This is a genomic window from Thermoactinomyces sp. CICC 10521 (genome assembly GCF_016055135.1).
GTDB lineage: Bacteria > Bacillota > Bacilli > Thermoactinomycetales > Thermoactinomycetaceae > Thermoactinomyces_A > Thermoactinomyces_A daqus.
In genome coordinates this window covers 1-9576 of the sequence record NZ_JAECVZ010000045.1, presented here as the reverse complement: position 1 = coordinate 9576, position 9576 = coordinate 1, and the positions used below count along the sequence as shown (strand labels likewise).

Here is a 9576-nt window from a genome sequence, read left to right as displayed (position 1 = left end):
GGTGGGAGCCACGGTGGAGAAGTCCACCAACCCGAAAAGGATGGAAAAAAACCAGAGTAAATACGGTTGATGGATGTAAATAAGGAAGAAAACCGTGATTGCCCGAACAGCATACAAGGTAACTAACATCCACCGATTGCTCCAACGGTCGGCGAAGTGTCCCGAGGCCAAGGTTCCCTCCACATTGAACAAAGCCAACAGACTGACAGCTGTTCCTGTCGCTGCGGGGGAAAAGCCATGGTCATGGGCGAAAGGAACGAGATGCGTATCCATTTAACCTGTAGTGGTAAATCCGCAAACGAAGTAGGGAAGGATCAGACACCAAAAACCCCGATGCCTCCAGAAAGAGAAATTGGAACCTTGTCTCTTTGCTTTTTTTGTAGCAATGTCCGATTGGTTATTATCTGGTGATCCTCCATAGGGTTGAAGCCCCATGTCCGAAGGCCGGTTTTTCAGAAACAGCAAAAGAAGAGGGAACGCTAAAACAACAAGAATTCCTCCCAAGGTGAGGGACGCAGCTTCCCATCCTTTCTCCCGAATGACCCCCAGAGCCAGGGGCACCATGAAAAACTGGCTGGCTCTAAACCCCGAAGTGATAATGCCTAAGGCCAATCCCCTCTTTTTATTGAACCAATTTGTTACCGCAATCGATGCAGCAACACTCGATGCGCCTCCAAATCCAATAGAAGCGAGGATGCCAAACCAGAGCCACAATTCAAAAGGAGTGGAGGCAGTCACTGTTAAAAGAATACCTATACCGGTAATTAAAGCGCTATAAGCAAGAATTCGACGAACTCCCCATCGATCGATTAATTTTCCTATCAAGGGCTGAGTCAACTCATAAATAACGAAACTTAACGTTCCGGTAAATGAAAGCATCCCTCTTCCTGTGGAAAAGGACTGTTCCCATGGTACAATGAATGAACCGAACGATAACCGGGCTCCCTGTACGGTTAAAAGGGAAAAAAGGAGAAGAACAGGATCCACCATCCATAATGTATTTTTCGCATCTTGATCTCCTTTCCAAGTTTCTTTCTGACATAATAAACCGGCTGATTTCTGAGTTAAATATAAAATCAAACGATTTAAAAGAGAAATGCTTATGATTTTTACGTGTTTATCATTATGTAACTAAAAATCGTAAGGATTGTGCGAGATCTGCGCTAAAGTAAACTGCTTTTGCAGGATTTGATCAATCGAGGGAACTTGCCATGAAAAAGACCTCGTCTTTCAGGGCTTGGTACCATTATGTTCATTAATATTTTTGCAGGAATGGATGTGAATTTGATGGATGAAATCGATATAAAGATTTTGGAGCGTTTACAGCAGAATGGGCGAATCTCGTTCAGTCAACTCGCAAGAGAGTTACACTTGAGTTCTCCGAGAATAGCGGAACGCAAGCTGCTCATTATCATTCAGGCAGGAGAGTTAAAGGTGCCTTGCGGTGAGTTTGAAAAAAAGATTAAGGAGGAGCCTGCGATCCTGGAGTGCCATCGAGTGACAGGTTCCGATAGTTATTTCATGAAGGTAGCAGTACCATCCATGAAAGAATTGGAACAACTGGTCGACAAGTTTACCCCCATTAGCCGTTTCTGTACGTCTGTGGTACTTTCTTCCCCGGTTACCGGCCGGATCATTTTGCCGCCAGAAGACGTCGAAAATGGTTAGACTTTCTGATTTGCAAGGCAGATAATAACAAATTGCCAGTTATTTTGGAAGAAGGGATTGCAAGATGTATCAAGAAAGTTGCTTGTTATTTTTCACAGGCTTGTTCGCTTCGTTTTTAGGGACTCTGGCCGGCGGAGGAGGACTTATTACAATCCCTGCAATGATGATTTTTGGCCTTCCGGTTCAGATCGGAGTAGCCACAAATAAGTTTTCTTCTGGAATTGCATCTTTGTCCAGTGTTGTTACCCTCATAAGGCACAAGGAGATTACATGGAAACAAATCTGGCGATATCTGTTTGTAGCAATGATCGGGGGAATGATCGGTGCAGCCATTACTTCACACTTAAATGAACATACGATGAACGTGACAGCAATTTTTCTTCTCATTTTCGCCCTGCTTATTTCTATGAAAAAATGGGATTGGGGAAACAAAAAAACAGTTTCTTGGGCGAAGAAGCTGGATCTTTTGTGGACATGCCTTATTGCTGCGTATGACGGAGGGTTTGGACCAGGTTCATCTACCTTTGGAATCCTTCACTATGTGAATTTGACCAGAGCTTATATCCGAGCTGTCCAATTAACACGAGTCCTTATTTTGGGAAGTTGTTTGGGAGCCTTTATGATTTTCTATCATACCGGATATTTTCAATGGAAATATGCCATACCATTAGCATTGGGGTCTGTTATCGGAACAGAATTGGCTTTGAAAGTTTTACCAAGGATTCCGGGGGAATGGGCCCGGAAACTGATCAATATCATTATTTTTTTGCTGATTATGGAAGTCGGGTTTAAATTAATATGATCGGCATTACCAACCCGTTCATCGTACGGGTTGTTTCTATATGGGGTAAGTCCGAGATACGTGTAAAATATACAGTTGCAAATGGGGTAAGTTGGAAAAAGTCGATTCCTAGTAAAGGAACGGCTTTACAATTATTTATAGATATCACATGCTCTCGTACTCTTTGACCACCTTATAAAATGAGTTCTTTTTCAACCCAAGTAATCGCATGAATTCAACGCCTGTAATCTCTTTGTTTTTCCATCTCGGATAGTGAGAGGCTAATAACTGGCGTTGCTCATGGGACAGCGTCTGTAAATTGATCTTGGGTCTTCCTAAATGTTTACCTTGAGCTTTTGCAAGCGATATGCCTTCAGCTTGGCGCTGTTTGATTTTCTTCCGTTCTTGTTCGGCAACATAGGAGAGGAGACTCAAAAACTGGTCCTCCATGAGTTTGCCGATATCCCCTATCTCTCGATATTTGCGGCTATCAAACAATGTTTCGTTTTCCAACACCACAATATCTGCTTGAATTTCCCTCGTAATCTGTTTCCATTCCTGGATGATCCCATCATAATCCCTGCCAAGGCGATCAAGAGCGTCAAGATAAAGAAGATCCCCTTTGCGTAGGATACGCTTCATCGTCTGGTAACCGGGCCGCTCAAAATCCTTCCCACTTTGCTTATCAACGAAGATCATCCGTTCCTCGATTCCTAACTCCAACATTTTTTTGATTTGGCGTTCCTCATTCTGATCTGCAGATGAAACACGAACATAACCGATTTTCACCATGAACTTCCTCCAGAAAATGCATTTTCTACCTTTTATTGTATCTGATTACGTTTCCAAAGGTATATGTATTTTCATAAACGTTTAAAAAGTGATTTTCATACATTTTTAAACGCATCAATCTGCATGTATTTCATAGTTTTTAAAGGTCTACCTTTAAGGACATTGCAATAAATAAAACATCAACTTTTTTTGATTTATCTATTTACCCATCAAAATTATTTGATGTATAATTGAATCAAGAAAAGTTGATATGAAATAACAGGAGAGTGAAAACGATGGTATTAAAACCCCATGTAGCGATTAACGTGAAAGACTTGAACAAATCTGTTTTTTTCTATACGCAATTGTTTGGCGTCGAACCGGTGAAAGTTCGACCTGGATATGCTAAGTTTGATCTGGAACAACCAGCTTTGAATTTCACCTTAAATGAGGGCGGAGAAGTAAGTGGTGGACTGAATCATTTGGGAATTCAAGTGAAATCCACTGAAGATGTGTTGGCCACCAAAGAGCGTCTCCAAAAAGAGGGACTGGCCACTTTTGACGAGATGAATACGACTTGCTGCTATGCTCGCCAAGATAAAATTTGGGTTACCAGCCCGGATGGGCACCGTTGGGAAGTGTTTACGGTATTAGCAGATGCCGAAGAGCAATCCAATGAATCGGCTGTTTGTTGCACATTGGATGAACCTAAACAAACAGAAACGATTGCGGCTGCTCATAATCAGCAAAAAGGAGGTGGGCATGATGTCCTTATCTACAGAAAAATTTGCTCAAATCGCTAAGGCCCTAAGCGATCCGATTCGCATCAAAATCCTCGATCTCATCCAAGCCGGGTACGATCAACTGGGTGCTTCGCCTCCTGTTGCTTGTTGTTCTGGTGGTGTTTGTGTTTGTGATATTCAAGAGCAAATGAATATGGCGCAATCCAAAGTGTCTTATCATCTGCGAGAATTAAAAAATGCTGGTCTCCTTCACGAGACCAGGGTAGGAAAATGGAATTTTTATGCGATCAACTATACTACGATGAAGTTATTTCAAGACGAACTCCAGCGCCGTTATCTCTTGGAGACAGAAACTGTCGGAACAAATCTGGATCATTAACTTCAACAGAAAGACAGGAGGATTCCATGGTTATCATTCGCTCAGCCCTTCCCTCGGATGCTTTGGCTATTACTGAAATATATAACCAGGGAATTCAAACACGACGAGCCACTTTTGAAACTTCCTTATATACAGTGGAAAACAGGCGGAAATGGATCGTTGAGCAAGAGGAGCATTATCCCATCTTGGTAGCGGTGCTTGATGAATTGGTAGTTGGCTTTGCATGTGTCCATCCTTACCGATCTCGAGACTGCTACCGGGGTATTGGTGAATTTTCCATTTATATTCGAGATGGTTATAAAGGCCGGGGAATTGGGAAACATCTGCTCCATTCACTGGTGGAAGCATGTGCAAAGCGTGGTTACTGGAAACTGGTCTCAAGAATCTTCGATTTCAACCATGCGAGCAGAGCCTTGTGTCGAGCCTGTGGGTTTCGAGAAGTTGGAATCTATGAAAAACATAGTAAATTAGATGGCGAATGGCTTGATTGTGTCATCGTAGAAAAACTGATTGAAGAAAACCTTGATTAAACGAGTAAAGAGTCATTTCCCTTTGTACAGGGAATAACTCTTTATTTGTTATTTCCCTTCTTTCGCAAACTGTATAATCCGTGCTTCAATTTGGTCTCGAACGCGGCGGAACACTTCCCATACTTCTTCCTCAGTTCCCTGGGCTTTTGCTGGATCTTCAAATCCCCAATGATCACGGTGAACATGAGGAGGTGTCATCGGGCATTTATCGTTGGCATCGCCGCAGAGAGTGATAACGTAGTCCGCTTTATTCAGCAACTCCGGATCAATGATCTCGGATGTTTGATTGGAAATATCGATTCCTTTCTCCGCCATGACTTTCACTGCTTTTGGATTAAGTCCATGTGCCTCAATCCCTGCGCTGTATACGTCAAATCGATCGCCTAAATATTTCTTTCCAAACCCTTCCGCCATTTGACTGCGGCAAGAGTTTCCTGTGCAAAGGAAGTAAATAATTTTCCTATCTGACATCGTTGTTCTCTCCTCTTTGGAATATAGATTTTAGCTTGATTCAATCATTTTTTGTGCAAAGTATTTGCGTCGGAACCAAAATGCGACGTTTACGAGTCCAATTAATACCGGCACTTCTACAAGTGGACCAATGACAGCAGCAAAAGCAGCCCCTGAGTTAATACCGAAGACACCGATCGCAACTGCGATGGCCAACTCAAAGTTATTGCTTGCGGCAGTAAAGGAAAGAGAGACCGTTTTTGAATAATCTGCTCCAACCTTTTTGCCCATATAAAACGAAACAAGAAACATTACAACAAAGTAAATTAACAGAGGAATGGAGATTCGAATTACATCCAACGGTAATTGAAGGACCAACTCACCTTTTAAGGAGAACATGACAATAATCGTGAACAGCAATGAAATGAGTGTAATGGGGCTGATTACAGGAATGAATTTAGTCTCATACCATTCACGTCCTTTAGCTTTCACCAATGCAAGACGGGTGATCATGCCGGCAACGAAAGGAATTCCCAAGTAGATCAAAACACTTTCGGCGATTTGGCCCATGGTAATATTGACGACAGCTCCTTCTAATCCCAACCATTTCGGTAAAACCGTGACGAAAATATACGCGTAAACTGAATAGAAGAGAATTTGAAAAATCGAGTTGAAGGCAACTAACCCAGCGGCATATTCTCTGTTTCCATTTGCTAAGTCGTTCCAAACAATAACCATAGCAATACATCGAGCAAGACCGATAAGAATAAGACCAACCATGTATTGAGGATCATCTCTTAAGAAAAGGATAGCTAACACGAACATCAAAATAGGACCAATCACCCAGTTTTGGATCAGAGATAAACTGAGGATCCGGTAGTTCCGAAATACTTGCCCGATTTCCTCATATCGAACTTTGGCCAGTGGAGGGTACATCATCAAAATCAATCCAATGGCAATAGGAATGGATGTAGTACCTACCTGTAGTTCTGTTAAGACTTTCACCATACCTGGAAATAGATAACCGGATCCAATACCAATAACCATGGCAAGAAAAATCCATAACGTAAGATAACGATCCAAGAAGGAGAGTCTTCTCATGACTCCACTCATTCCATCACGACCTTTCTTAATAAGTTTTAGGATGAGGACGGAGCATTAATCGCAGACTACTTTTCGCCCACTTTTCTTTAACTCCTCGATTTCACTTCGCATATCTGGAAGTGTCTCTAGTACCGATTGAAAGAAAGGGTACATGGAGCCATCTAATGAATAGAAAACCCATTGACCATTCCGGCGTTCTTTCACCAACTTCGCGTTCTTCAATTTCCGCATGTGTTGAGAAACGGCCGGCTGCGTCATATTCAAAATTGCTACCAGCTCACATACGCATAATTCCTCCACTTTTAGTAAAGCGAGAATACGCAAGCGAGTTTTGTCCGCCAAGGCTTTATGACACTCCGCCATCTGCTCCCAATCCATCATATTCATCACCTCATCATTATATAAGCATGTACTTATATTTTTGTCAAAGATGAAAATAAAAATAACCAGTTCTAAATAAAACTGATCAGGGTCATGACAGTCTCGACACCACCATGATTTATGTGAAAATAAACATGACTACAGCATGAGGGGGGATTGACCTTGGCATCCATTGAACGTACTGCATATCCCCGGCTCAAGCGTTCATACACCGAAAAAGAGTTGGAACGGGTATATAAACCTTCAAGCGAAGAAGTTCGATTTGTATACGAATTAACACGGGGTCCAAAATCCTTGCTAAGCGCAATGATTTTGTTGAAGACTTCGCAACGGTTGGGCTATTTTCCTAAACTCGAAGAAGTGCCTACTCAGATTGTCGATTATATCCATGACCGAATGAAACTACCTCCAGAAGTTGTTCCAGGATATGATAAACCACGAACTCGGTATCAACACCAGACAGCTATCCGGAAATTCCGAGGCATCCAATCCTACGGGAAGGAAGCCCAACGGATTGCCTTAGAGGCGGTGCAAAAGGCAGCCCAAGTCATGGATCATCCGGCAGACTTGATCAATGTGGCCATTGCCGAACTGATTCGGCAAAACTATGAACTCCCAGCTTTTAGTACGCTGGATCGTTTGGCGCGTCATATCCGAAAATCGGTCAATGACGGATTTTTTGAAATGGTGTTCCAACGTCTAGGCAATCAGGAAATCAAACGGTTGGATGAATTACTGGAACGGGGAGAATCTCACTATAGCGAATACAATCGTTTGAAAAACCTTCCTAAAAAGCCCAAGTTGTCGGAGATCCGGGAGCGGTTGGATCATTTGGCCTGGTTAACAACTTTTGGGGATGCAAGACCGTACTTAGAGGGCATCTCACCGGCCAAAGTGAGCCATTTTGCGGCTCAAGCCAAAGCACTGGACGCACGGGAGATGAAAGATTTTTCACAGGCAAAACGAGCCGCACTTCTTCTCTGCCTGATCTATCGCTCCCAAACAAAGACACGAGATCACCTTGGAACCTTGTTTATTAAGCGGATGGCCAGCCTCCATAAGGCTGCTAAAGAAGAATTGGAGCAAATAAGAGAGCAACACCGGGAGAAAACAGAGTCCTTGGTTTTGGCATTCACAGAAGTGTTACAAGCCTTACAGGATAATCCTGAAGATGCGGAAGCGGGACGCTTGATCAAAGAGGTTTTAGCTTCCCGAGGGAGCATTCCGGATCTTCTCGATGATTGTGAAGCCGTCGCTTCCTGCCAAGGAAACAACTACCTGCCCTTGATTCTTAAGTTTTTTCGACAGAATCATCGCCCCGTCTTGTTCCGGCTGATTAATTCCCTTCAGCTTGATTCCACTTCAGAGGACGGCCGTCTAATTCAGGCCCTCGAATTTGTGAAGAAACACCAAAATAGCCGAAAAGAGTGGCTCCAAGATGAAGTGGATTTGTCGTTTGCTTCTGATGCTTGGCGCCGTATCATCCGGGTTAAACAGCGTGTTGGCGGATATCAAATTGCTCGCCGCCATTTAGAGGTGTGTGTGTTCTCCTACTTGGCAACGGAACTGAAAACAGGAGATGTCTGCATTCAAGATTCTGATGACTTTGCCGATTACCGCGAGCAACTTCTATCTTGGGAAGAATGCCAGCCTCTTTTATCTGAATACCTTGATGAAATGGATTTTCCTGAACAAGGGAAAGAGTTTGTCCAACAATTACAGGAATGGATGAACCACACTTGCCGAACTGTCGATTGCAAATACCCTGACTCTGATGCTGTTGTCATCAACGAAAAAGGGGAGCCGGAATTAAAGAAAGTCCGGGCAAAAGAACGTACAGTGGATCAAAAGCATTTGGAGAAATTAGTCCTTGAAAGGATGCCGGAACGGAGCATCCTTGATATCTTGTGTAACGTAGAACATTGGATCAGATGGACACGTCATTTTGGGCCGCTATCTGGATCTGATCCGAAACTGGAAAGACCGACGGAACGATATATCCTCAATACCTTTACGTACGGCTGCAATCTTGGACCTGCCCAAGCTGCTCGGCATATGCGAGGGTTGGTCACTCCTAAGATGCTCTCATTCGTGAACCAGCGCCACGTGACAGCACAAAAACTGGATCAAGCAATTAAAGATATCATCAATGAGTATTACCGGTTCGATCTTCCCCAACTTTGGGGCAGTGGTAAAACGGCCGCCGCGGACGGAACCAAATACGATATCTATGAGGAAAATCTATTGGCTGAATATCATATCCGGTACGGAGGATACGGTGGTATCGCTTATCACCATGTATCCGATAACTACATAGCGTTATTCAGTCACTTCATACCCTGCGGGGTCTGGGAAGCTGTTTACATTCTTGATGGCTTACTGAAAAACAAATCCAATATTCAGCCTGATACCGTACATGCGGATACCCAAGGACAATCCACACCCGTGTTTGCCTTGGCCCATCTGTTAGGAATCAAGTTGATGCCCCGGATTCGAAACTTGAAAGACTTGACGTTTTTCCGCCCCTTTGAAGGCGTTCGCTATAAGCACATTGACTCCCTTTTTACTGAAACAATCAATTGGAAACTCATTGAAACCCATTGGAAGGATTTACTTCAGGTCGTACTTTCGATCAAGGCCGGAAAAATCTCTTCAGCTACATTGCTTCGTAAACTGAGTAATGACAGCCGTAAGAACCGACTATACAAAGCGTTTCGAGAGTTGGGGCGGGTAGTGCGAACCGTGTTTTTACTGGAATATATTTCAGAC

The 9576-nt window shown here is 43.2% G+C and carries 12 protein-coding genes; 6 read left to right on the top strand and 6 right to left on the bottom strand.

From position 1 onward, the window contains the following. Together I8U17_RS17120 and I8U17_RS17115 are read right to left on the bottom strand one after the other, a co-directional pair. Positions 1-273, bottom strand: a 273-nt coding sequence (locus I8U17_RS17120) for an MFS transporter (RefSeq protein ID WP_198059890.1), incomplete at its 3' end; no start/stop codon positions are given. Next, on the bottom strand, positions 274-990 hold the full coding sequence (locus tag I8U17_RS17115; protein WP_255518276.1) for an MFS transporter: 717 nt from the start codon (positions 988-990) through the stop codon (positions 274-276). It abuts the gene before it with no gap. 297 nt (positions 991-1287) lie between these two features. On the opposite strand from I8U17_RS17115, the gene I8U17_RS17110 reads away from it, so the two are divergent. Further along, the gene (locus tag I8U17_RS17110) at positions 1288-1668 is read left to right on the top strand and encodes an Lrp/AsnC family transcriptional regulator (RefSeq protein ID WP_198056263.1); all 381 of its coding nucleotides are present in this window, start codon (positions 1288-1290) and stop codon (positions 1666-1668) included. Positions 1669-1732: 64 nt separating this feature from the next. Further along, positions 1733-2470: a sulfite exporter TauE/SafE family protein gene (locus I8U17_RS17105; protein WP_198056262.1), complete on the top strand. Its 738-nt coding sequence runs from the start codon at positions 1733-1735 to the stop codon at positions 2468-2470. A 144-nt stretch (positions 2471-2614) separates the two neighbouring features. Here the strand turns inward: I8U17_RS17105 and I8U17_RS17100 are convergent, their stop codons facing one another. Then, complete coding sequence (locus tag I8U17_RS17100; protein ID WP_029072083.1) at positions 2615-3238, bottom strand: recombinase family protein; 624 nt, start codon at positions 3236-3238, stop codon at positions 2615-2617. Between the two features lie 278 nt (positions 3239-3516). Between I8U17_RS17100 and I8U17_RS17095 the strand changes: the two genes are divergently transcribed. Genes I8U17_RS17095 through I8U17_RS17085 form a run of 3 tightly spaced genes read left to right on the top strand, consistent with a single transcriptional unit; the run spans position 3517 to position 4872 of the window. Beyond that, on the top strand, positions 3517-4023 hold the full coding sequence (locus I8U17_RS17095) for an ArsI/CadI family heavy metal resistance metalloenzyme (RefSeq protein ID WP_198059888.1): 507 nt from the start codon (positions 3517-3519) through the stop codon (positions 4021-4023). Continuing rightward, positions 3986-4342, top strand: coding sequence for an ArsR/SmtB family transcription factor (locus I8U17_RS17090; protein ID WP_198059887.1), 357 nt, complete (start codon positions 3986-3988; stop codon positions 4340-4342). The genes I8U17_RS17095 and I8U17_RS17090 overlap by 38 nt, the downstream gene beginning before the upstream one ends. 26 nt (positions 4343-4368) lie before the next feature. Continuing rightward, the gene (locus I8U17_RS17085; protein ID WP_198056260.1) at positions 4369-4872 is read left to right on the top strand and encodes an arsinothricin resistance N-acetyltransferase ArsN1 family A; all 504 of its coding nucleotides are present in this window, start codon (positions 4369-4371) and stop codon (positions 4870-4872) included. Between the two features lie 48 nt (positions 4873-4920). Here the strand turns inward: I8U17_RS17085 and arsC are convergent, their stop codons facing one another. From arsC to I8U17_RS17070, 3 genes are read right to left on the bottom strand one after another with little or no spacing between them, the layout of a single operon-like run. Then, on the bottom strand, positions 4921-5343 hold the full coding sequence (gene arsC / locus I8U17_RS17080) for an arsenate reductase (thioredoxin) (protein WP_198056259.1): 423 nt from the start codon (positions 5341-5343) through the stop codon (positions 4921-4923). Between the two features lie 30 nt (positions 5344-5373). Then, positions 5374-6423 (bottom strand): ACR3 family arsenite efflux transporter, encoded by a 1050-nt coding sequence (gene arsB, locus I8U17_RS17075; protein WP_022738254.1) that lies wholly within the window; start codon positions 6421-6423, stop codon positions 5374-5376. A 57-nt stretch (positions 6424-6480) separates the two neighbouring features. Further along, positions 6481-6804, bottom strand: a complete 324-nt coding sequence (locus I8U17_RS17070; protein ID WP_029072081.1) for an ArsR/SmtB family transcription factor — start codon at positions 6802-6804, stop codon at positions 6481-6483. A gap of 159 nt (positions 6805-6963) precedes the next feature. Between I8U17_RS17070 and I8U17_RS17065 the strand changes: the two genes are divergently transcribed. Beyond that, on the top strand, positions 6964-9576 hold a 2613-nt coding region (locus I8U17_RS17065; RefSeq protein WP_483316480.1), incomplete at its 3' end, for a Tn3 family transposase.

Coding starts and splice junctions, on each gene's coding strand:
- I8U17_RS17115 (WP_255518276.1), bottom strand. CDS start 990: ATGGTGGATCCTGTTCTTCTCCTTTTTTCCCTTTTAACCGTACAGGGA.
- I8U17_RS17110 (WP_198056263.1), top strand. CDS start 1,288: ATGGATGAAATCGATATAAAGATTTTGGAGCGTTTACAGCAGAATGGG.
- I8U17_RS17105 (WP_198056262.1), top strand. CDS start 1,733: ATGTATCAAGAAAGTTGCTTGTTATTTTTCACAGGCTTGTTCGCTTCG.
- I8U17_RS17095 (WP_198059888.1), top strand. CDS start 3,517: ATGGTATTAAAACCCCATGTAGCGATTAACGTGAAAGACTTGAACAAA.
- I8U17_RS17090 (WP_198059887.1), top strand. CDS start 3,986: ATGTCCTTATCTACAGAAAAATTTGCTCAAATCGCTAAGGCCCTAAGC.
- I8U17_RS17085 (WP_198056260.1), top strand. CDS start 4,369: ATGGTTATCATTCGCTCAGCCCTTCCCTCGGATGCTTTGGCTATTACT.
- arsC (WP_198056259.1), bottom strand. CDS start 5,343: ATGTCAGATAGGAAAATTATTTACTTCCTTTGCACAGGAAACTCTTGC.
- arsB (WP_022738254.1), bottom strand. CDS start 6,423: ATGAGAAGACTCTCCTTCTTGGATCGTTATCTTACGTTATGGATTTTT.
- I8U17_RS17070 (WP_029072081.1), bottom strand. CDS start 6,804: ATGGATTGGGAGCAGATGGCGGAGTGTCATAAAGCCTTGGCGGACAAA.